The following is a 25,237-nucleotide window of genomic DNA, read 5'->3' as shown; positions in this document are numbered from 1 at the left end:
TTTAGTAGCTTTAGCTAAAATAAAAGAAGTATAAGAATGAGTAACTACCACGTAAAAAATCTAGAAGAATATTTTCAAGTATATAGAAAGTCAGTAAGAAATCCAGAATTATTTTGGGAAGAAATAGCAGAAGAACACTTTGTTTGGAAAAAAAAATGGGATACCGTTTTAGATTATGATTTTGATAAAACCGAATTTAAATGGTTTGAAGGAGCAAAGCTAAACATTACAGAGAATTGTATAGATCGTCATTTGCATATTAGAGGAGATAAAACAGCTATTTTATTCGAACCTAATAACCCAAAAGAAGAAGCCCAACACATATCTTATAAAGAATTACACAAGCGTGTTTGTAAATTTGCTAATGTGTTAAAAGACCATGGAATTAAAAAAGGAGATAGAGTTTGTATCTACTTACCAATGATTCCAGAATTGGCTATTTCAGTTTTAGCTTGTGCTCGAATTGGAGCAGTGCATTCGGTTGTTTTTGCAGGATTTTCGTCAACAGCATTAGCTACTAGAGTTAATGATTGCGAAGCAAAAATGGTAATTACTTCAGATGGTTCTTATAGAGGAGCTAAAACAATTGATTTAAAAAGTATTGTTGATGAGGCATTAGAAAATTGTCCTACTATAGAAAATGTATTAGTTGCTAAAAGAATTAATTCAGATATTCAATTAAAAGAAGGACGAGATAAGTGGTTAGAACCTTTATTAGAAGAAGCCTATCAAGATTGTGTTCCAGAGATTATGGATGCTGAAGATCCATTATTCATTTTATATACTTCTGGCTCAACAGGAAGTCCAAAAGGAATGTTACATACTACAGCTGGTTATATGGTATATACAGCATATACGTTTAAAAATGTTTTCAATTATAAAGAAAATGATGTGTATTGGTGTACCGCAGATATTGGTTGGATTACAGGGCATAGTTATATTGTGTATGGTCCGTTAGCAAACGGAGCAACAACTGTAATGTTTGAAGGAGTTCCTAGCTATCCAGATTTCGGTCGTTTTTGGGAAATTGTAGAAAAGCACAACATAAATCAATTTTATACAGCACCCACAGCAATTAGAGCATTAGCGAAAGAGAATTTAGAATTTGTTGATAGCCATAATCTTTCATCAGTAAAAGTGCTAGGAACGGTAGGAGAACCTATAAACGAAGAAGCATGGCACTGGTATAATGATAATGTTGGAAAAAAGAAAAGCCCAATTGTAGATACTTGGTGGCAAACTGAAACTGGTGGAATTATGATTTCTCCTTTACCTTACATTACTCCAACAAAACCAACTTATGCAACATTGCCTTTACCAGGAATTCAAATAGCATTGATGGATGAAAACGGAAAAGAAGTAAAAGGAAATCAGGTTGACGGAAGATTATGTATAAAGTATCCTTGGCCATCTATGGCAAGAACTATATGGGGAAACCATCAGCGTTATAAAGAAACATATTTCTCAGCATTTGATGATATGTATTTTACTGGTGATGGAGCACTTCGTGATGAGGTAGGCTATTACCGAATTACAGGTAGGGTAGATGATGTAATTATTGTTTCAGGACATAACTTAGGAACTGCACCTATAGAAGATGCCATCAATGAGCATCCTGCAGTAGCAGAAAGTGCTATAGTTGGTTTTCCACACGAAGTAAAAGGAAACGCTTTATATGGTTATGTTATTTTGAAAGAAACAGGAGAAGTAAGAAATCAAGATAACTTACGTAAAGAGATAAATCAAATTATTACGGAGCATATTGGTCCGATAGCGAAGTTGGATAAAATTCAGTTTACAGAAGGACTGCCTAAAACACGTTCAGGAAAAATTATGCGTCGTATTCTTCGAAAAATTGCACATAATGAATTAGATAATTTAGGAGATGTTTCTACACTCTTAAATCCTGAAGTAGTACAAAGTATAATTGATAACAGATTGTAAAATAGTGAAAAAGGGATTCTTATAAGAATCCTTTTTCTTTTGCTATTAAAATCAAATCGCGATCATCAGAGTTATCAACCTCAAATATTTTAGCCATTTGTCGTTTTCTTTTTTGTACAGCAGCTAATGATAAGGGTAAGATGTTAGGTAATTTATTTACACGATTACCAATAGATAATTCATACAAAATTTTTCGATCCAAATCATCTAAAAAGTACTCATTAGAAACTTGACTTCTCAGCATTTTCATTACAGTCTTACTATAATATGGAGGGTCGCTAAGTACTTCTTCAATAGCATGAACTAACTCTACAGGGGTAATGTCATTTTTAACTAAGAAACCATCAGGATTTACGTTTTTTAAAATGCTATGTACTCGATAATTATCGTTAAAAGTAGTGGAGATAATAATTTTAGACTCAGGAAGCTTTTCGTTTATAATCAAACCTAAATCCTCACCAGATAAAATACCTTTTTCTTCTAGAGGAGGTAAACTAATATCTAAAAAAATAATTTCAATAGATCGATTAGAAGAAGAATACGTTTCTATAATTTCATCGGCAGTACCGCAGTTATTTGCTATTTGTACCTGAAAAGAAACATTTTTATTTTGACTTTCAATATAAGCAAAAGCACTTTTGTAGGCTTCTGATATTAAGGGGTGATCGTCAATTATTAAAGCGTTATACTTTTTACTTTCCATTTTTAGTATTAAAAGGGGTTATAATAACAAGTGTAGTTCCTTGGTTTTCTTTAGAAAAAAACTCTAAATTACCACCTAGTTTTTGTACCCTTGCTGTAATATTTTTTATACCAATTCCCTTTTTCTTTTTCTCGGTATTAAAACCAATTCCGTCGTCTTTTAACGAAATAATGAGCTCTTTTTTCTTAAAAGAAACGTCTAAGGTAACATTTTTTGCCTTAGCATGCTTAATAATGTTTTGTAAAGCTTCTTGAATGATACGATATACATTGGCTTTTGTAACCTCGCTAATTTCGCTCCAAGGGATAGTTTTATCAAAATCAAATTGATAAGTAAAGTTACCAATGACGCTCCTGTCTTTTAAAAGTTGTGTTAAAATTGTTGTAAAGTTAATATTAGTGCTATCAAAATTATCACTTAATCTGTGAGAAACATCTCTAATTTCCTTTTCTATCTCTTGTAATTCGTCTAAAAAAGCTTGATGTTTTTCTTGGGTTTCAGGTTTCATTTGCATAGCTAAAAAACCAAGGTTTACCCGAGTACCGAAAAGTTTTCCTAAAACACCATCGTGTAGTTCTGCTGAAATACGGTTACGTTCGTTAACACGTTCTTCTTCTAACTTAGCTTGTTGTTGTAGTGTTAATACATACACTTCTTCATTAGCTTTTTGTTGTTCCGCTTCTAGTTTTAATTTTTCGTTCCTTACTTTTTGTACACGTAAAAAATATAGTAGGCTAAGAACTAACAGACCCGCAAAACTAGTTACTATAATCCATATACGTTGTTGACTTAAACGCTCGGTTTCTTCAATATATTCATCTGTTTCAAACTCAATACGCGTAAACTTGTTTTGTATTCTTCGTTCAGCACTAATTAAGCTGTCGTTAAACACAATATAACGATCTAAGTATTTTTTAGAATTTTGTTTGTCTAAGTTGGCGAGTTGATTTAATGTAGTTAAATAATCTCTTCCATTTTTTAACTCTTTAGCTAATAAATTAGCTTCTTTGGCATATTGTAGCGCTTTTGTGGTGTCTTTTATGTATTTGTAATAATCTGAAATATGAATATTCGAAGCTAAAATAGCTGTTTTATTACCTAAACTATCTCTAATAGTTAAAGCTTTAAAAAAAGATTTTTCAAGTTCTGTGGTGTCTTTTAGAAGAAGTTTAGTGTATGCTATGTTGTCAAGAAGGGTAGCATAATGAAGAGGTTTTATTTTTTTATCTAAATCTTTTTTATAAGTTTTAATTGCATCTCTATAATTACCTCTTTCCCTGAATATATTACCTATGTTGTTATAACTGCCTAAATAGATATTCTTTTTATCTTTTATTTTAGAAAAGTAATCAAGAGATTTATTGTAATAAAATAGAGCTTTATCATATTCTTTAACGTCTGCTTGCAATAATGCAAGTTGGTTGTAAGATATATAAAGATCTTTGTTTTTGTTTAGAAGTTTAAAAATTTTAATAGCTTTAATAGTCAAGTTTTCTCCTCCATAGTAATCTCTATACCTTCCTTTAATGTGAGCCATACCAAATAACATTTTTCCTTTTTCATATTTATGGCTTCCTTTATCAAAAGCGTCATATCCTTTATTAAAATGATAGTATGCTTTAGGGTAGTTTTGTTTTCTAACATAATATGTAGCGAAATTCCAATAAGCATCACCTAGAGCATAATAGTTTTTCACTTTTCGAGAAATTTTTATAGCTTTATTATTAACTTCTTTAAATAACGATGTATCTTTTAGTTTATAATATTCATAAGCTATAGAGCTTAATTCAAGAGGTTTGTTTAAATTGTAGCTTAATATGTTTTGATATGCCTTAAAAAGAAGTTTTTTTTTGTCATTAACTTCCAATTTTTTACTTCTGGAATTGTTAATCCAAATATTAATACTATCGTTCTGAACTAATTTAAAGTCGACGTTGTTTCCTAAGCAATTTTTAGAGAATAGAATTAACAAAAAAAATAGAATAAAATCTTTTATCATCTTAATTTTATAGAGTAAACAAATCTAAAAAAAAAGCCCTTAACAAAAAGTTAAAGGCTTAGCTTATTGATAAAGGTTAATTTCCTTTACCTCCATCGTTATCGTTTTCAGTACCACCTGTATCAAGGTCGGTAGTTCCAGTACCGTCATCGCTGGTACCATCGGTAGGTACATTAGTACTTGTAATTAATTCTGTTTGGTTAACAGTGTTGTTTGGTACAATATCTTCTGTTAAGTCTGTACAACTTGTAGTTAACAAAAATAACGTGCTTATTAGTAGTGTAAATTTTAAAGTTCTCATAATTTCAATTTTTAAATTTTGACAATAGTTTTCCTAGCCGCATGTGCGGCTCGTATAGCATCGAAATAAATTTTTCGTGTGTATTACATCATTTTTTTAATGAGGCAATAGTCATCCAACCCAAGTGTTTGGGTAGTAGGTAGAATTAAATTGATTGAAACATCAATTCATGAAGATGCGTTACTACTAAGGCCTATTGAGTACAACAGACTTCAGGGAATTCTACTTTGTCATAAAGGGAGCGTTTGCAATTTTGAAATGAACGCTAGTTGATTTTTAATTCTAAAATAGTGACAGCATTATAGATAATGAAGATAATTTTAGTAAGCGTCCTTGTTTAATGAGTAAACGTCCTTTTTCATTTAGTATGTGCAATTTTAATGTTTTCATAGCATTTATTTGTCTTCTTAATATAGTGAAAAAAAACGAATTACACAAGTTTTAACTTGTTAAAAATGTGTTTTTTAATAAAAAAAAGCGTCTTTTTAAAAAGACGCTTTTGTGTTATATATAAGTGTAGAATAATTACTAATTCCTCATTAAATATTTTGCTCCACAATAAACATCCTTGTCTTTTTTTGTTCTGTAATCAGCTCCTTTTCCATAAGCTAAGCTGATACTTTTGTTTATGTTAGTTAATACCATAGTTTTAAATTATTATTTATTAATATACTTTAATAAGTATGGTACAAATATACGGAATTTTTACAATAAAACAAGTGTTTTAGGTGTTTAATTTATTGGTAATCAGATAGTTGGGTTGTTTTTAAGGTAAGAGAGAGCTGTCCGGATAATATCCAGATAAGTAGTGTTTTTGTAACGTTTTGTACGTTAGTGTCTTAGAGTTCAATTAAGAGTTTTTAGTATGTTTTAAATTAAATTTCCATTTTTCAAAAAAAAATATAAAAAAAAGCGTCCAATTAATTTTGGACGCTTTGTATATCATTAGTTTTTATAATCAAATCATATTTGAGTTTTCATTATAATAAACATACAACGTCCGTTTTCGAAAGATTCCTTCATCAGGATTCCCACGAAAACCACATGTTAAGCTTACAAGCTCTTGTGCTATATGTAAATTCATTTTTTTCATAAAAAGCAAATATATAAAATTTTAAATAATTACTGTTTTAACGAAATTTTTGGCTTTTGAGGCCTTTTTTACATCATTTTGGTGAAAAAGTAAGTCAGTGACTTACTAAAAGTAAGTCACTGACTTACCAAAAAGAAAATTAGACGGCTTATTTTTGTCTCGGTTAAAATTTAGACCTTCAATAAGGTTAAGATATAAAATGGGGAATTATATCACGTCGTAGGGAAAGTTCTATGAAGAAAAAGAAAAACAAAATGATTTTTTACTCTAACCAAAGTAAAAACTTGATGCAAGACAAAAAGCACCTTTAAAAAGGTGCTTTTTGTATTAAAAGAACAAAAAGTAATATTGCTAAATCTAATTCTATATATTTTTTATGTATTAAGTGCTTTTATTTTAGGTATAATAGCATTTTTAAAATAGTGTTGATAATTAATATGTTAAGGTCTTCTTGTTATCATGTATTTAATGTTATGGTAACCTTCGTAACCTTTTAGTGAGCTAGATTTAAACTACAGCTAAGAACTTCTTAAAGTAAGTGTTGTTGATTTGCAGACATAAAACAAAAATTAACATAATAATGAAAAACTTACTTAAATTAGGATTCTTAGGTGTTTGTGGTGCGATTGCTTTAACATCTTGTGATTCTGATAGTACACCTAACCAAGGGGACTTAATTGAATTAAAAGCACACTCAAAAACTCCAAACTTTTTAAAATTAGAATCAGAGTTTTCTGGAGTAAACATTTTTCCTTTATTGTCTTCTGAAGATAAGTTAGAAGATACACCAAACTTTGTATATGGTTCTATGGCAGATGGAGCTGGATTAATGAGGAACTCAGATGGAACTTATACTTTAATAAATAATATTGAGGCAGATTATTCAATTGCTCGTATAAAGCTAGATAAAACTTTTAAGCCTGTGCATGGTGAGTATATTTTAAATGCAAATGCTACTGCGAGTACAGCACAGTGTTCAGGTTCATTAATTACTGAAGAAGAACATGGCTTTGGCCCATTATATTTATCAGGAGGAGAATGGGGAGGAGCTTCTAAAGGAGTTTTCGCAACAGATCCTTCAAAAAATGCTTCAGCAGCAAGTACTCCAAGAATGTTAACAGCTATGGGACAATGGTCTACAGAAAACGCTGTGGTAATAGGTAAAGACGCTTATGCCGGTAAAACAGTAGTTTTTATTGGAGACGATCATTCAGATAACGAAGTTCCTTCAGGTCAATTAGGGATGTATGTTGGTGATAGGGGAGATTTAGAAGGAGGTAAACTATACGGATTAAAAGTGACTGATGAAGGTATTACGTATGAGGTAGATATGAAAGAGGGTGCAACTTATAATGCTTCTTTTGTTGAGTTAACTGAAAAGAATATTGATTTATTAGATGCTGAAGCTAAAGAAAAAGGAGTGATGGGATTCTCTCGTTTAGAAGATATTGATTGGAGAAGAGGTTCTGCTAAAAATAATCGTGAAATCTATTTTTGTGTAACAGGTCGCAAAAAAGATGGTTTAGTTGGTAAAGGAAGTATTTACGGACGTGTGTATAAGGTGGAATTAAATGAAAACGATCCTACTGGGACAGCAAAAATTACGTGTGTATTAGATGGTGATAAGTTAGATGGTAAAGCAAGCGCTTTTCATAGTCCAGATAATATCGTAGTAACAGAAAACTACGCGTATATTCAAGAAGATCCAAACGGTTATTTTGATGGAGAAAAGAATCACGCAGCTAGTCTGTATCAATACAATTTAAAAACTGGAGAGTTAAAGAAGGTGTTAGAGTGTGATCAGGTAGCAGCCTCTGCTCAAGGTTACGGACGTTCTTTTCAAGAAAAAGCATGGGAGATTACAGGTATGATTGATATTTCTAAAACTATTGGAGTAAGTAATACTTTTTTGTTAATTACTCAAAACCACGGATGGGTTCCTGCTGATGGAGGAGCTTTTACAGACCCTTTAGCAAATGATGCAGCTGAAACTTCTAAAGAAGGAAGTCAATTATATGTGATTCAAGGATTAGATAGATAATGGAAAATAATTTTCAAAAAATAAAAAAGACACATGTTATCATGTGTCTTTTTCTGGTATCTATAATTAGTTGTAAACAAGAAAAAACAGCGAGTTATACAAAAGTTGATAATCAAGCTTTAGTAGCTAAAGTTCAGGAATACTATTCAAAACATCTTGACAGCTGTATTTCAAATTTAGAAGAAATTAATGCTGTTGATGAGGCTTCAGAAAAACTGAAAAAATACAAATTAGCAAGAAAAGAGTTTAAGTTAATTGAACCAATATTGGCCTTTGCTGATAAAGAAAATTATAAGAGTTTAAATGCTCCGAATATTTTAAAGGTAGAAGAAGAAGATGCAACAGATATTAAAATAAGAAATCCTTTCGGGTTTCAAGTTATAGAAGAATTATTATATGAGGATAAGTTTGATACTATTGAGGTAGATAACATAGTAAAAGCAACTGCGAATAGACTTAAATTAATAGCTGAAAATAATACACTGTATTTAAAAAAACATCATATTTTATGGTTGTTACGTGATCAAATTGTTCGTATAGCTTTGGTAGGAATTACAGGTTTTGATTCACCAGTATTAGAACAATCATTAATAGAGGCTAAAACAAATTATGAGACTTTATTGTTTATTATAGATGTATATAAAAAGGAGTTTTCAAAATCAGAATTATACACAGCTTGGATAGATGAATTACAAGCAGCGTCAAAAACATTAAATGAAGGGGAGTTTATTTCTTTTAATCGTTATAATTTTATTAAAAATCATGCGCACAAACAATTGGAGTTATTGGCAAAAACTGCTGAAGATTGGAAGGTAGAATTTCCATTAACTATGGCATTTAATAATAATATCACCTCGTTGTTTTCAAAAGAAACGTTTAATATTAATTTCTTTAATGACTATCATCAGTTAGAAAAAGCCATGTCTGATGAGAAAATAGCGTTAGGAAGAAAGTTATTTAATGATAAAAACTTATCTAAAGATGGAGTGATGAGTTGTGCTACTTGTCATATTAAAGACAAGGCTTTTACTGATGGATTAGCAACGTTTCCGAAGCAAAAAAGAAATACGCCAACATTACCGTATGCAGCTTATCAGCAAACTTTTTTTCATGATGGAAGAGCGGGAAGCTTAGAGGGGCAAATTGTTGGAGTGGTGGAAAACAAAAATGAGTTTCATACCAACTTAGAACATTTGACGGAAACTGTAAAAAATGACAGTGTATATACAAAGTCTTTTACTGATTTATATGGAAAAATAACTGATTTCAATATCAGAAATGCAATAGCGAACTACATCAGAAGTTTAGGTGATTTTAATTCTAAATTTGATAAGAATATCAACAATAAAGAAAATACTTTAACAACTTCTGAAGTTAATGGGTTTAATCTTTTTATGGGGAAAGCAAAATGCGCAACATGTCACTTTCCACCAGTGTTTAACGGAACAGTTCCACCTAATTTTACGGAAACAGAAGTAGAATCTATTGGAGTTCTAAATTTAGACGAAACAGGGTTAGATAATGATTTAGGGGGGTATAATATATTTAAAACAGAAGAAAGAAAATACTTTTTCAAAACTTCTACCGTTCGTAATGTATCCAAAACGGCTCCCTATATGCATAATGGGGTATATGAAACTTTAGAGCAAGTAATTGATTTTTATAATAAAGGTGGAGGAGAAGGATTAGGGTACGAAGTGCCAAATCAAACCTTACCGTCAGATAAATTGAATTTGTCAGAAAAAGAAATTGAAGACCTAGTAGCTTTTATGGAGAGTCTAACGGATGAATAATTCATTCAATTTTTATAGTTAACATAAAACTCTCTGAATGTATTTTAGAGAGTTTTTTATTTTTACTGTAATTTTTAGTGGCAGTTTCGACCAATTAAAACAAATCAATTATCATGAAAAAAATAGTAGTACTAATTGCTGTAGTTATAGCTTTGGTAGCTTGTAAAAATAAACCCCAGAAAGAAACTGTAAAGCAAGAAGTAGTTAAAGAAGTAAAATATCCAAAAGTTTTAGAGAAAGTTCTTGAAAAACATGGAGGAATAGCACAATGGAAGAAAATGAAAACATTGTCGTTCACGCTAAAAAATGAAGAACACACTACAGATTTACATTCAAGAAAAACAGTAGTGAATTCACCAGAGTATTCTTTAGGGTTTGATGGAAAAGAAATTTGGATAAACCAACAAGATTCAACAGCATTTAAAGGAAACCCTGAGTTTTATTATAACCTATATTTTTATTTTTACGCAATGCCTTTTGTGTTAGCTGATGACGGAATTGTATATTCAGAAACAGAATCCTTAACTTTTGAAGGAATAACCTACCCAGGAATAAAAATTTCATATAAAGCCAACGTAGGAACTTCACCAGATGATAATTATTTTATATTTTACCATCCAGAAACAAAACAAATGGCATGGTTAGGGTATACGGTAACCTTTTTTAGTAAAGAACCAACCGATGCTTATAAAATTATAAGGTATAACGATTGGGAAAATGTTAACGGTTTGTTGTTACCAAAATCCATAACTTGGTATGCTAAAGATGAAAATGGGCAGCCAACAAAACCAGCAAAAGAACCAATTCAGTTTAAAATGCCTTTGTTAAATGAAGCATCATTAGCCAATAGTTTCTACGAAAAACCAAAATAATAATTAACTAAAAAAATAAAGTATGGATAAAAAGTATGTATGGAAAAAAGAGTATACGTTAGTCTTAGTAGCTAATTTAGTATACATCGTATTATTTTATATAATTACTAACATATATACAAAATAAACATGCAACTAATAGATTGGATTGTTCTTTCAGTAACCTTATTGTTTATTGTTTTATACGGAGCTTGGAAAACCAGAGGGAGTAAAAATGTTGAAGATTATATAAAAGGAGGAAACCAAAGTAAGTGGTGGACGATTGGTTTGTCAGTAATGGCAACACAAGCCAGTGCTATTACTTTTTTATCTACTCCGGGGCAAGCATTTCATAGCGGAATGGGCTTTGTGCAATTTTACTTCGGATTGCCGATTGCCATGGTGATTATTTGTTTGGTATTTATTCCTATTTATCACCGATTAAAAGTTTACACAGCTTACGAATATTTAGAAGGAAGGTTCGACCAAAAAACAAGAACATTAACTGCAATCTTATTTTTAATTCAACGAGGATTAGCAGCAGGAATTACCATTTTTGCACCCGCTATTATTTTGTCAGCAGTTTTAGGGTGGGATTTAGTTACGCTAAACATTATTATAGGTGTTTTGGTAATTATTTATACTGTTTCTGGAGGAACCAAAGCGGTAAGTGTTACACAAAAACAACAAATGGCAGTAATTTTTGCAGGAATGTTTGTTGCTTTTTATTTGATATTACAATACTTACCCGACGATATTACATTTACAAAAGCATTAGAAATTGCAGGAGCTTCTGATAAAATGCAAGTACTCGATTTTTCTTGGGATTTAAATAATCGTTATACTGTTTGGACAGGTATTTTAGGAGGAACATTTTTAATGTTATCGTATTTTGGTACAGATCAAAGTCAAGTACAACGCTATTTGTCAGGAAAATCATTGCGAGAAAGTCAACTAGGTTTGATTTTTAATGGATTGTTAAAAGTACCGATGCAATTTTTTATTCTGTTAGTAGGAGTGATGGTGTTTGTGTTTTATCAATTCAATCCAGCACCGTTAAATTTTAACCCAAAAGCAGGAGAAGCAATAGCGAATTCAAACCTCGAAACGATTGAAAAATATGTTGAACTAGATGAGCAACATCGATTTATCGAAGAACGAAAAAAAGCGTTGATTTTTGAAGGATTGACTCCTGAAAATGTCACGAAAATTCAAGAGTTTAATGAGCAAGATAAAGTACTAAAAGAAACGGCGAAAACTGTTATTTCAAAAGCTGATCCACTGGTAGAAACGAACGATAAAGATTATGTGTTTATCCACTTTATTTTGAATAATTTACCCAAAGGATTGATAGGTTTATTGTTAGCGGTAATTTTATCTGCAGCCATGTCTTCTACAGCCTCTGAATTAAATGCTTTAGCAGGTACTACAGTGATTGATTTATATAAACGAAACTCAACCAAAGAACACAACGAAGAGCACTATGTGAAAATGTCGAAATGGTTTACGCTAGGTTGGGGTATTTTGGCAATTTCAGTCGCCTGTGTAGCCAATTTATTTGATAACCTAATTCAGTTGGTAAATATTATTGGGTCTATTTTTTACGGAAACGTTTTAGGTATCTTTTTATTAGCCTTTTTTATAAAATTTGTTAGAGGAAATGCAGTATTTATTGCAGCAATTATTACGCAACTATTAATTATTACAGTTTGGTATCTCGATTGGCTACCATACCTATGGCTAAATGCTTTAGGGTGTGGTTTGGTAATGTTACTAGCAATACTAATTCAGTCAATTTCTAAAGAAAACTAACTTTTTTCTATTCGTAAAGCGTCAATAATATCAGAAGCAATTAATGCATTGTATCCTTTTTTGCAAGCGGCTTCATCGCCCGCTTTTCCATGGAAATATACACCTAATAAAGCAGCATGTAAAGGAGCGTAATTTTGTGCTAATAACCCAGTGATAACACCTGTGAGTACATCGCCACTACCGGCAGTAGCCATTCCTTGATTTCCAGAAGTGTTGAAGTATAAATTTCCTTCAGGAGAAGAAATCACAGTATATGCATTTTTTAAAACCACGACGCATTGATATTTTACAGAAAACTCAAGTTGCTTCTGAAAACGTTCAGTTGAGGTGTCCGATTTTCCAACCAATCTATCAAACTCTTTAATATGTGGAGTTAAAATAGAATTTTTAGGAAGTAACGATTTTAATTCTTCGTTTTGAGCAATAATATTAATAGCATCGGCATCTATAACCAACGGAGTATTGTTTTCTGACACTAATTTTTTTACAACAAGTGTTGTTTTTTCGTTAACATCCAATCCAGGACCTATTGCGAGAACGTCGTATTTGGAAATTTCTGGGAGTTGGGTCACGAATTCTTCATTCTCATCAGTTAGGCACATAGCCTCTGGAATGGAAGATTGCATAATTTGATATCCACATTTTGGTACATAACTAGTTAATAACCCTACACCACTTCGTAAGCAAGCTTTAGAAGATAGTACGGCAGCTCCCATTTTTCCGTAAGAACCAACAATTAATAAAGCGTGTCCGTAACTTCCTTTGTGTGATTGACGTGGTCTGGGCATTAAAGTATCAGCAATTCTATCGTTTAGAATAAAATAGTTGCTTTCTTGTTGCTGAATAAAATCTTCATCTAAACCAATAGCAACCGTTTTCCAATTTTTTACATGGTTTCCATTTTCAGGAAAAAAGAAAGAAAGTTTTGGTCGTTGAAAACTTACTACTAGGTCTGCTTGTACAACAGTATCGGAATCAGGTAACTTATCGCAATACAATCCAGAAGGAACATCAACAGCATACACAGTTTTTTTAGCCTTATTAATGCTTTCAACAACATGTTTTATAAAACCAGTAATTGGTCTGGAAAGCCCAAAACCAAAAATAGCATCAATAATCACATCATACTCAGAAAAGTCATGAACTTCACTAGTTGACTTTATGCTAATAGTATCATCAAGTTTTTGAAAATTAATATCACAGTCAGGACTAAGTGTATTTTTAAACTGAACCAAGAAAGGCTGTACAGTATATTTTTTACTTCTTAAAATTCTGGTAATAGCAAATCCGTCACCACCATTATTGCCAGCACCACTAACAATAGCAATTTTTAAAGAACGATTTAATAAGGGTTCAATAGCTTTTACAAACGCTAAAGATGCTTGTCCCATTAAAGCAAAAGAAGTAATTTCTTTTTTAGAAATAGTGTGTTCGTCAGCTTTTCGTATTTGAGTAATATTGATTATTTTTTGAAGATTTTCCATGTAAGAAATTTACAACTTTACATAAAAAAAACAAAAAGAAACCAGAAGAACTTTAGGGGATATAACGATGGTTGAAGTTTGTTCTTACTGAACTTTAAGATTAACCAAACTCATAATACGTTCAAACTGTTCTTTAAGCCCCATGTCAGAGTTGTCAAACTCAATAGCATCATCAGCTATAATTAGAGGAGAGTCTTTTCGGGTAGAGTCTATACGGTCACGCTCTTGTACATTGTGTAATATTTCTTCGTAGTTTACTTTATCACCACGATCTAGCAATTCTTTATATCGGCGGGTTGCGCGTTTGTCGGCAGAAGCAGTCATAAATAACTTTAATTCCGCATCAGGAAAAACAACAGTTCCAATATCGCGACCATCCATAACAATACCTTTGTTTTTACCCATTTCTTGTTGCTCACGCACTAACTTTTTTCTAATTTCAGAAACTTCAGCAACTTTACTCACGAATTTAGAAACTTCAATAGTTCTAATTTCTCTTTCAACATTGGTTCCGTTTAAAAACATTTCAGCAAAACCAAGTTCTTTATTAAAGGTAAAAGACAAAGAAATGTTAGGTAAATCAGCAATTAAATCTTCTGAGTTAAAATGATTTTCAGAAATATAATTATGTTGCATGGCATACAAAGTAACAGCTCTATACATGGCACCAGTATCAACATAAATATAACTTAGCTTTTTAGCTAATTGTTTAGCAATAGTACTCTTTCCTGTAGATGAAAAACCGTCAATGGCTATGGTGATTTTCTTAGTCATGATTCAAAAAATAGATAACAAATATACGGTGGATTTTTAATATAATGAGGTTACTTTTCTGTGGTTAGATTTAAGGTTGTTAAGTTATTTTTTAAAAATCTGTTATACAGTGTTTTATTAACAGTTTTTTAGTGTTTTTAAACTTTAGTTGTAGGTTACATATAGATTTTATATATTTCGACGTTAAATTTTGTTAATTTTAGTACCGTTTTTGTTAAGAAAAACTATAAATTTGACACCCCTTAAAGGATCCCTTAGATGAAAAACTACACTAAAAGCATTTTATTACTTTTAGCGACACTTCTGTTTTGTGCAACAAGTGCTGTATCTCAGACGCTACTTAAGCCCGAGGTTCAGTCTGGTGTTGTTTGTCTTAATGGGAGTCAAACTGTTACATTTAATGTAACAACTCTACCTGATTCAGGTAATACTTATACCATTGAATTATCAGATAAAGATGGTAATTGGGGGAGCCCAACAAACGTATTAACATTTACCAATGCGAATAATCGTTATACTTTTACCAGAAGTTTTGGATTACCAGATAATACTTATGGTGCGAATTATAAAGTGAGATTGAGAGCTTCTTCAGTATCTTCATCAGAGGAAACAAGCCCAGACTCAGATCCTTTTGAAGCGTATAAATATGATTCAGATTTAGTGTTAAATAATTATGAAGACGTTATACTTTGTGATAGCGGGTCTGCTGAACTTACATTAAATACTGATAAGAATGCTGATTATCAATGGTATAAAGATGATGTGCTATTTACCACTACAACAGAGCCTAAACTAGAGGTTACTGAGTCAGGAAAGTATCAGGTAAAAATTAATAATGGAAAATGTGGTAGTGTAACTTCAACAATATCTTCTGTAATTATCTTAGATAATACAGCTAAACAAATAAAAGGACCATCAACAGTGGAAATATGTGGGGATGAGTCACATACTTTTGAAGCTAACACGAATCGCTCTGGTTTAACTTATAACTGGTACTTAGATGGTAGTTTAGTTCAATCATCTAATTCTTCAACGTATACAACACCAACAACAGGGCAGTTTGGAACGTATCATTTGATAATTGATACAGGAACCTGTACAACAACAAAGTCAAACGATGTAGTGTTACAGCAACAAACTACAGCTGATTTTACAGTAACGAATGTTGGTGCATTAAAAAGAATTCTTTTGTTTGGAGAAACAAAAGAACTGTGTATTACGCATGATGCTAATCCTACTGACGTTACAATTGATTGGTTTAGGAATGGCTCAACAATGGGTACTGCTGTAAGAGATCAATTATGTATTGATACGTCAACACCAGGAACATATTATGCTAGAGTAACAAAAAGTACTGGTTCAGCTTGTGACGCTGTGGTAGATTCTGAAAAGTTTATAATGTTGGATGTAACATCATTTACCCCAATAATAAGAGCTGAAGATTATGAAGAATGTAATACCGTAAGTACTAAGCTAAGTATAGTTGGGGTTATGGCTGAAGCAGAGGATGGGAATGATTATGATTTAACATCAGACCAAATAGCTTTGTTGAGTTTTGAATGGTATAAAGATAATGTAGCAACAGGAGAAACGGGAAATGAGCATACAGTCAATTCGTATACAGATAATGGAGTGTATACATTAAAAGCAAGTTTTAACGGTACAGAAGGAGCATCTAATGAGTTGAATATTAAGTTAGCTGAAGTACCTGAAATAAGCAGTACATCAACTTCAAACTCATTATGCGCTGGGGCTTCTATAACTTATACAATAAATAATGTAGTAGCAGGTTATACGTATCAATGGATAAAAGACGGTACGGATGATGTTACTCCTGCAAATCCTGAAAACCTAATAGTAACTGAAGTTGGAGAATATGTGTTGAAATACTCAGGTTTTGGTTGTAATAATGAACTAGACCCAATAAATGTAGTATTGTTTGACGATTCTGCAGTAACTATTACTCCTTCTGAGATTGTAGTAATGGAAGAAGGAAGCTCAGCAACCATAACAGCGGCAGGAGGAGAATCGTATGAATGGTACGAAGGAGAAAATACCTCAGGAGCCTTGTTATCAACAACAGAAGAACTAACAGTAACTACTTTGGGGTTTTACACAGTATCTGTTAAAGTAGGAGCCTGTTCAGTAACAAGAACGGTAGAAGTTGTAGAACCAGATGGACAAATAATAGTACCTAATATTGTGTCGCCAAATCAAGATGGAGCGAATGATACTTGGAAATTGTCAAACTCTTATGCATATCAACCTAATGTAGAAGTTGTTTTGTACAATTCAGGTGGAAAAGAAATTTTAAAAACAACCGATTATAAAAATGATTGGCCTATGGAAAGTCTTGGCAATCAGAAAATATTTTACTATAAGATTATTAAAGACGATAAACTGATAAAAGCGGGAACTATATCGGTAATAGATTAAATTTAGATGATAAAAAAAATTACTTTATTTATTGTTTTGGTGTTAAATGTGTTTGTGATGCAAGCACAATTTTCTGATGGTGAGCAGCAATACAATAGCTTTAGCTCCCGTAGCTTCATGAAATTTAACCGTTTTTTAACGGTGCCTACTTTTTCTGCTTTACGAGAAAATAAAACTTCAATTTCGGCTATCGTAAGAAATAGTAATGTTGAATTTGAAGACAATCCTAGACTATATTTAGCAGCCTACTCGGGAAAAATGCGAGAAAATGTGGGAGCAGGTTTAGCAGTTTATCAACAAGAGGTAGGAGTATTTAAAGATTTTGGAGCCTTAGCAAATTATGCGCATCGTTTGCAGTTAAACGAAACGATGGATTTAACTTTTGGGTTTAACTTTTTATATAGTAGGAGAAGTGCTGATGGATTAAAAGTGAATTCAACAGATCCAGAACCACAAATATCCAATTACCAAGATATACCTGTTGTAAATTTTCAGCCAGCTATAACCTTATCAATAGGAAAGTTTGATGTAGGAGTATTTTTCGAAAACTTGTTGGATTTCAATATGAAAAAAAGTGAAATGGCTACTTCTTTTGGAGAAAAAACATTTTCAGGTCACTTAATGTATTCGCATGAGTTTACTTATGCAAAAGGGCTTTTTGAAGGTGCAGATATACGAATGTTAGCAATGGCAAGAAAACCAGGAGAAGGAGAGTTTGGTTATGGAGCAAATGCCATTGTAGATTTACCAAAAGCTGGATGGGTAAAAGCAGGTTATGATAAAACATACGGTATTTCAGCAGGAGTAGGGGTTAATTTATCTGAAAATTTAGCAATTGGTTTTACCTATGAAAAAAGCAGTTTTGCTGCAACCAATGAAATAGGGCTAATTTACAGTTTTGGAAAAAAATCGTTTACAAGAGAGCGACCAAAAAGACGAACGGGTAATGTAAAAGTTAGTCTTCCAGAAAGAGCACCAAAACAAGAAATAGCATATAAAAACCCAGAACATAACGATTTATCTGATGAAATTCAGCAAGCACAAGATTCTATTGATATTTTAAATAAAAAGATTGATGAAGTTTTACGTTTGTTGAAAAATCAACCAGTACCAAAAACAACTACAAACACTATAATAATAAAAGATACTGTTCAAGCAAAAGATACTTCGTTAAAAAGAAGATCAAATAAACCGTGGCGTAAAAGTACAGTAACGCGTTCTGGTGGAGGTGGTACAATGTATTATGTGGTTTCTGATCAGTTTAGAAGTAAAGAAAATGCAGAAGCGTTAATAGATAAATGGTCACGATTAGATATTGAAGCAAAATATGTATTTGAGCCTAAGAAAAAATTATACTATGTATATCTTGACAGGTTTGCTAAAGAAGAAGATGCAGAAGAAGAAGTAGATGATTTTAATGATAAAACTCGTTTGTTTGAGAAAAACGATGATAAAAAAGACAATTCTACAATAAAAGTTAACAAGACTACAAAAGATCCAGTATATGTGGTTAAAATAACCTTAGGGGGAGCGTTAAGTAGCTCCGAAGAACCTAAAACACAACCACCTGCTAGAGTTTATCCTATGGATGCTGAAGGAGTAGAACCAGGATATTATTTACGAGTTTATGTAAACTCACAAAAAGCACTAGCTGACCGTAATGTTGATGAATTACGAGGTGACGATATAGATGCAGATTATTTTGTGGACCCAAAAACAGGCTACATGCATATCTACATTTTTAAAACAACAGATAGAACAGAAGCGATTAAGATGTATAACACAAACTTAAATGGAGCCTTTTACGATCGTAAAGCAATCATACAGATAAAATAAAATATATAACAGAAGAACTTGATTAATTAATTCCCCCAATTGATATTATGAAGAGAATAATTACCCTATTAATAATTGTATTACAGACTCTTATTGGTTTTTCACAAGAGAGATCAGCAAAAGAGGATCTAAATGAAGCTGAAGGTTATGCTAAGTTAAAAGCCTCATTGCCACAAAAAACTCAAAAAGCAATTTCCAAAGCAGCTTCAGGGTTTAATTTAAGAACAATAAAACCTGATGGTACTTCTGGAGGTATTAATATTAAAGGAGATATTACGTTTATTGCCAATAACAGTTTAAGTAGGAGAGGTAGTTACCCTTACTATCCAGTGTACCCATATGATGGCTCTAGCTCTAATGGGAATCTTAATATGCAGTATATTGATATTGATAGCGACCCATCAACATTTTCTTCAAGTTCTGATATATTAAATTTACCAACTTGTTCTAAAGTAGTATATGCAGGATTGTATTGGGCGGGAGTATATCCATATGAATCGTGGGATTATTACAACGATAGGTCAGGAGATCCAAGTCAAATAAAATTCAAATTACCAACAGGAGGATATCAAGATGTAACAGCTGATGAGACTGTTTATGATGAAGGCTTTAGTTATGTGTATTACAAGGATATTACAACTGACATTCAAGGGTTAGCAACAGTAAACCCTGATGGACATAATGGTACCTATGTGGCTGCTAATATAAGAGGAGTAAGAGGAAGGGATTATTCTGGTGGTCTAGGAGGTTCGGCTGGTTGGACTATGGTTGTTATTTATGAAAATCAAACATTATCTAGTAAAAATATAGCTATTTTTGATGGTTATGCCGATGTTAATGGAAGTAATGATGTAGAATTATCATACTCAGGTTTTACAACAGTTCCAGTTGGTCCTAATCCTGCAAATCCAGCACCAGTAAGAGTTAGTCTTTTGGCTGCAACCTTAGAGGGAGATAGAAGTATATATGGAGATAGATTTCAAATTAAAAATACAGCTGGTAATTTTGTAAATCAGTCTACTCCTAATACAAATCCCAGTGGTAATTTTTTTAATGGTAGTATTACTAGGTATGATCAATATGTAACATCCCGAACCCCTGATAGTGAAAACACCTTAGGTTTTGATGTAGATTTATATCAGTTAAGTAATCCTAATAACAGTGTCATAACCAACGGACAAACCTCTGCAGAAGTAAAATTTACAACTAGTGGAGATGTATATTGGCCTTTTTTAAATGCTTTAGCTGTTGAAATTATAGAGCCTAAAGTACAACTAATAAAAACAATAGAAGATGCTAGTGGTAATGATATACAAGGTACACCTGTAGGTTTAGGGAGTGAGTTATTTTATAATATAAGCTTTCAAAATGTAGGAACAGATGATGCTAGAAATACAGTAATTACAGATTTATTACCAAAAAATGTAGATTTATTAACAACTACAGCACCAAATGGATCTGTTGCTCCAGATGGAACACGCTTTGATATAGATTTACCAGCAGGAGTATCTATAACAGCATACGACCCACCAAGTACAGCTAATGATAATAGAGCTGAATTAGAGATTTCAGTGCCAGATAATATGGTGTTAGAGGGAGGTGCGCTTTATAACATTCGAATGCATGTTCAAGTAGTGACAGATTGTAGTCAATTAAGAGATGTGTGTTCTAATGAAGTTCGAAACCAAGCGTTTGCTAGATATGAAGGAATTAGAGGAGGAGTTGTAGTTAATAATGAACCAAGTTATGCAGGTATAGACGATTGTGATTTTGGTATAGTTGGAACTTCAAACTTTTTAGTCGATACAAGTGGATGTTCTTTTGAAACGACTCAAATAATGTGTGGTGCTAGTATTACATTAACTGCCGGAGCAGGGTTTGAATCATACGAATGGAGAGATGCTTCAGGTAATTTATTAGGAACTACTACGGTACCATTTTATGATGTAACTAGCGAAGGAACGTACACAGTTAATAAGATAGCTTCAGCTGCATCAGGGTGTATAAATGCTGAAGAAACCATACATGTTGTAGGATATAATTCAGAACCAAATCCATTGCAACCATTTGCAGATCAAGTGTTAACTTGTGCAAGTAATGGAGAAGAGTTAGCCGAAGTTTACTTATGTGGTGATAGTGGATCTAGAATGATTAATTTACCATTTGATACCTCTTCAGCTACAACAGTACAATGGTTTAAATTAGATGAATCTTCTTGTACTGATGTAACAGAGTCAGGGTGTCCTAATGTAAATACAGCCTGTACATGGAATGAAGTAGGAAGCGGAGAATTTTCTAGAAACTTTGTAGATGCTGGAGAATATCGTTTAGATGTTTTATACGATGGTCGTTGTCCACAGCAATATTATTTTAATGTATACAAAGCCACTTTAAATCCTACTTTTATTAAAGAAGATATTTTATGTGGAAACAACGGGTCTATTACTGTAAACAATATACCGGCAGGTTATCAATACAGTTTAACAGGTCCAGGAGGTTATAATGCTCCTTTTCAAGATAGTAATGTTTTTTCAGGTTTAACAGCCGCAGGAAACTATAACCTTTCAATCCGTGTAAGTAGTGCATCTGCAGCTTCATGTACATATACATTTCCTCCTATTAACATTCAGGAAAATAACATAGATATGGATGTTATTACGACACCTATGCAGTGTTTTAACGATTCAGCACAAATAAGAGTCCAAGTAAATAATGTTCCTGGAGATTATACATATGAATTATTACAAGGTGGAAGTGTAGTAGGAACAGAAGGACCAACAGCTAATAACGATTTTACTTTTAATGTTACAGATGGGGGAGCTTATACAGTGAGAGTTACAACACCTCAGTGTACCGCTACAGAAATGATTGTTATTAATGAACCAGATGAGTTAGTACTTACAGCGTTAAAAACCAAAGATATAACTTGTGAATCAGGAAGTTCAGATGGAATAATTCAATTAACAGCAAGTGGGGGAACATTAGATACGTCGTCAGGGAACAATTATAATTTCGCTGTATGGACGAGTCAAGGAACAGATTTATATACAAATCCTTCAGACATTCCTAATACTGCATTTTTAACACCAGCAACAAACCCATATACCTACAATGTGCCAGTTGGTAGTGAAGGAATATATCGATTTATTGTTATTGATGATAATAACTGTTATACAATTTCAGCCCCAGTTGAAGTTACTGTAGAACCTGAATTAGTATTTACTCATTCAGAAACAGATGTAACTTGTAATGGTTTGACAGACGGAACTATTAATGTTAGTGTTAATGGAGATAATTTAGGGTATGCAGTAGAATACAGCATTGATAACGCTACATGGAATACGACAGGTGCTTTTGATAGTTTAGATGATGGAACTTATACCATTTATATAAGGGCATCTAAGAATTCATACCAATGTTTGTACGAAATTCCAAATATTGTAATTAACGAGCCTACAGCTTTAATAGGCGGTAGTGCAACAGCAACAGATTTAGAATGTAATACTTCAGGAGGAACTACCTATGGTACTATAACCTTTACAACACCAACAGGAGGTACTCCTAATTATACATATTATTATAAGTTAAATTCGGCTGCAACTTATACATTAGCAGCAAATAATCCAGTAACAGGACTTCCGGCGGGAACTTATAATACAAGAGTTGTAGATGCAAATGGTTGTTCTATAGATTTAAATAATGTGACCATAGGAGGTTTACCATCAGCACCAACTTTAACAAGTTCAGTGGTGTACAACTGTGATGGGTCAGGTAATGTTACAATTACAGCGACACCTGCTGGAACTTATACCTATACATTAGGAGGAAACTCTAATAATACAGGAGTATTTAATAATGTAGCAGTAGGATCACATACAGTTGAAGTAACTTATGGAGGTAGTTGTGTAGAAGATATTACGGTTACGGTAAATGCAGGAAATGAATTTTCAGGAAGTATTGTAGGTTCTACGGATAGTGAATGTTATGGTTCAGACAATGGAACTGTTACAATTTCTGCAAACAACGTTGTGGGAGGAAGTTTTGAGTATTCTACAGACGGAGGAACAACTTGGTCAATGACAGCCGATAACCCATATAGAGTTGTAGGATTAGCAGCAGGAACATATAATGTGTTTATAAGAGAAACAGTTAACGGACAAACTTGTCCAATAGATTTAGGTAATGTTGTTATCAATCAACCAGAGGAGTTAACACTTTCTGCTTCAGCAACTCAAGAAGTAACCTGTAATACAGCGACAGGAACAATAACAGCTTCAGCTACAGGAGGAATTCCTCCATATACATTTAGTATAGATGGAGGAGCTACTTGGCAATCATCTCCCGTATTTGCAAATGTACCACCAAGAGCAACTGATTACATTGTAATGGTTAGAGATAGCCGAAACTGTAATGAATGTGGGTGTACAGCAAACTTATTTGAAAATGGAGGTTTTGAATTACCTGCTAATTCAGCAACAACATCACAGCAAATGAATGAAGATTTAGTTCCTGGTTGGGATTCTACAGCTTCAGATAATTTGATTGAAATTTGGTATAACGGTTTTAATGGAGTTCCTGCTCATGAAGGGAATTCTTTTGCAGAATTAAATGCTAATACAGTTTCTTCTTTATACCAAGAGTATTGTACACAACCAGGAGACGTAATCAATTGGTCAGTAGCACACAGAGGTAGAAGTGGTACGGATGAGGCAACAGTAAAAATAGGAAGTGATTTAGCTACTGCTTCAGTTGTAGAAACCATGAGTGATGGTACTTCTGCATGGGGAGTATATTCAGGTACATATACTGTTCCTGTAGGACAGTCAACTACAGTTATTGCGTTTGATGCATTGTCAACAGCAGGAGGAAATAACACGATAGGGAATTTTATTGATGATGTACAAATTAATATTAATAGAACTAACTGTGTACCAGTTAGTGTACCTGTAGTTGAACCAAATACAGTAGATTTTGATGTAACGCCTACATTATGTTATGATGGAAGTGGAAATGGCGAGATTCTTGTAGAAGTTACATCGGGTAATAATGATTATCAATTTAGGATAGATGGAGGAGTTTGGCAAACACCAGCAACGGCAACTCCAGATGAATTTACTTTTACAGGATTAACAGAAGGTACTTACAGTATTGAAGTAAGAGACGGATTAGGATGTACAATTCCAGCAAAAGATGCAACTATTTTACCACAGTTAACAGCAACAATAACAGCAGTAAGCGCTACATGTAACGATGGTCAAATAATAATTACACCAAACGGAGGAGATGGTACTTATGAATTTATAGTAGAAACAGGAGCAGGAGTTCAAACTTCACACACTTCTAGTCCAATTAATGTATCAGCAGGAACCTATACAGTATATGTAAGAGATAAAAATGGAGGAGCGAATTATTGTGAGTATACAGATACAGTAACAGTCAATCAAATAGCAGCACCAACCGTAAGTAGTACGTCAACACAACCAAATTGTAGTACAGATACAGGAACTATAAATGTAACAGTAGGAAGTGGAACATCACCGTATACCGTAACAGTTACAGGACCAGGAGGACCATTTGTACAAGGACCATCAGCAGATGTTAATTACAGTTTTACAGGATTAGGAGACGGTACTTATCAAATCACAGTAAGTGATGCAAATGGTTGTCCACCAGTAGCCACATCAACAGAAACGATTAATGTTCCAACAGCATTAGCAGGAGGCTCAGCGAGTAAAACAGACTTAATGTGTAGCCCTACAGGCACCATTTTAGGAACGATAAATTTTACAGCCCCTACAGGCGGAACAGGACCATACATTTATTATTATAGATTAGTAGGAGCAGGGTCTTATGCACAAATAGCAGGAACATCAGTATCTAATTTACCAGCAGGAGATTATGAGACAAAAGTAGAAGATTCAAATGGCTGTGAAAGAATTTTAGACACCGTAACGATAGCAGATTTACCAGCAGTACCAGCATTTGCAAGTACTGTAGTATATAACTGTGATGGTACAGGAAATATCACCATAACACCATTTGATGCTAGTTATACTTATTCGTTAGATGGAGCCGCAGCACAAACAGGAGCAAATGCTAATATTTTTAATAATGTAACAGCAGGAGCTCATACAGTAACTGTAGATTATGGAAGTAACTGTACAGAAGAT

13 protein-coding genes are annotated in these 25,237 nt (G+C 32.9%); 8 read left to right on the top strand and 5 right to left on the bottom strand.

Features of this window, described 5'->3' with window-relative positions:
• Positions 1-36 precede the first annotated feature (36 nt).
• Positions 37-1,944, top strand: a complete 1,908-nt coding sequence (gene acs, locus C7448_RS07840) for an acetate--CoA ligase (RefSeq protein WP_115900812.1) — start codon at positions 37-39, stop codon at positions 1,942-1,944.
• Positions 1,945-1,963: 19 nt separating this feature from the next.
• Here the strand turns inward: acs and C7448_RS07835 are convergent, their stop codons facing one another.
• The 3 genes from C7448_RS07835 to C7448_RS07825 all read right to left on the bottom strand — a co-directional run bounded on the left by C7448_RS07835 (position 1,964) and on the right by C7448_RS07825 (position 4,947).
• The gene (locus tag C7448_RS07835) at positions 1,964-2,647 is read right to left on the bottom strand and encodes a response regulator (RefSeq protein WP_115900811.1); all 684 of its coding nucleotides are present in this window, start codon (positions 2,645-2,647) and stop codon (positions 1,964-1,966) included.
• The gene (locus C7448_RS07830) at positions 2,637-4,646 is read right to left on the bottom strand and encodes an ATP-binding protein (RefSeq protein WP_115900810.1); all 2,010 of its coding nucleotides are present in this window, start codon (positions 4,644-4,646) and stop codon (positions 2,637-2,639) included. The genes C7448_RS07835 and C7448_RS07830 overlap by 11 nt, the downstream gene beginning before the upstream one ends.
• A 76-nt stretch (positions 4,647-4,722) precedes the next feature.
• Positions 4,723-4,947, bottom strand: a complete 225-nt coding sequence (locus C7448_RS07825) for a hypothetical protein (RefSeq protein WP_115900809.1) — start codon at positions 4,945-4,947, stop codon at positions 4,723-4,725.
• Positions 4,948-6,620: 1,673 nt separating this feature from the next.
• Between C7448_RS07825 and C7448_RS07820 the strand changes: the two genes are divergently transcribed.
• The 4 genes from C7448_RS07820 to C7448_RS07805 all read left to right on the top strand — a co-directional run bounded on the left by C7448_RS07820 (position 6,621) and on the right by C7448_RS07805 (position 12,537).
• Positions 6,621-8,081 (top strand): alkaline phosphatase PhoX, encoded by a 1,461-nt coding sequence (locus C7448_RS07820; protein WP_115900808.1) that lies wholly within the window; start codon positions 6,621-6,623, stop codon positions 8,079-8,081.
• Entirely contained in the window at positions 8,081-9,874 is a 1,794-nt protein-coding gene (locus tag C7448_RS07815) for a cytochrome-c peroxidase (protein ID WP_245939452.1), read from the top strand. Before C7448_RS07820 ends, C7448_RS07815 begins: the two co-directional genes overlap by 1 nt.
• 113 nt (positions 9,875-9,987) lie before the next feature.
• Complete coding sequence (locus C7448_RS07810; protein WP_115900807.1) at positions 9,988-10,746, top strand: DUF6503 family protein; 759 nt, start codon at positions 9,988-9,990, stop codon at positions 10,744-10,746.
• A 129-nt stretch (positions 10,747-10,875) separates the two neighbouring features.
• The gene (locus C7448_RS07805; RefSeq protein ID WP_115900806.1) at positions 10,876-12,537 is read left to right on the top strand and encodes a sodium:solute symporter; all 1,662 of its coding nucleotides are present in this window, start codon (positions 10,876-10,878) and stop codon (positions 12,535-12,537) included.
• Here C7448_RS07805 and C7448_RS07800 read toward each other — a convergent pair.
• Together C7448_RS07800 and cmk are read right to left on the bottom strand one after the other, a co-directional pair.
• Positions 12,534-14,021 carry an NAD(P)H-hydrate dehydratase gene (locus C7448_RS07800; protein WP_115900805.1) on the bottom strand — a complete coding sequence of 496 codons (1,488 nt, stop codon included), beginning with the start codon at positions 14,019-14,021 and terminating at the stop codon, positions 12,534-12,536. The two genes, C7448_RS07805 and C7448_RS07800, sit on opposite strands and share 4 nt — an antisense overlap.
• A gap of 84 nt (positions 14,022-14,105) precedes the next feature.
• Positions 14,106-14,795, bottom strand: coding sequence for a (d)CMP kinase (gene cmk / locus C7448_RS07795; RefSeq protein ID WP_115900804.1), 690 nt, complete (start codon positions 14,793-14,795; stop codon positions 14,106-14,108).
• Between the two features lie 258 nt (positions 14,796-15,053).
• Between cmk and C7448_RS07790 the strand changes: the two genes are divergently transcribed.
• The 3 genes from C7448_RS07790 to C7448_RS15820 form a co-directional block, all read left to right on the top strand.
• Positions 15,054-17,231 (top strand): T9SS type B sorting domain-containing protein, encoded by a 2,178-nt coding sequence (locus tag C7448_RS07790; RefSeq protein ID WP_115900803.1) that lies wholly within the window; start codon positions 15,054-15,056, stop codon positions 17,229-17,231.
• 6 nt (positions 17,232-17,237) lie between these two features.
• Positions 17,238-19,067, top strand: coding sequence for a PorP/SprF family type IX secretion system membrane protein (locus C7448_RS07785; protein WP_115900802.1), 1,830 nt, complete (start codon positions 17,238-17,240; stop codon positions 19,065-19,067).
• Between the two features lie 47 nt (positions 19,068-19,114).
• Positions 19,115-25,237: SprB repeat-containing protein (locus C7448_RS15820; protein WP_115900801.1), on the top strand; the 6,123-nt coding region annotated here is incomplete at its 3' end.

The sequence above is a fragment of the Tenacibaculum gallaicum genome, from assembly GCF_003387615.1.
GTDB classification, from domain to species: domain Bacteria; phylum Bacteroidota; class Bacteroidia; order Flavobacteriales; family Flavobacteriaceae; genus Polaribacter; species Polaribacter gallaicus.
This window is presented reverse-complemented; position numbering and strand designations above follow the sequence as displayed.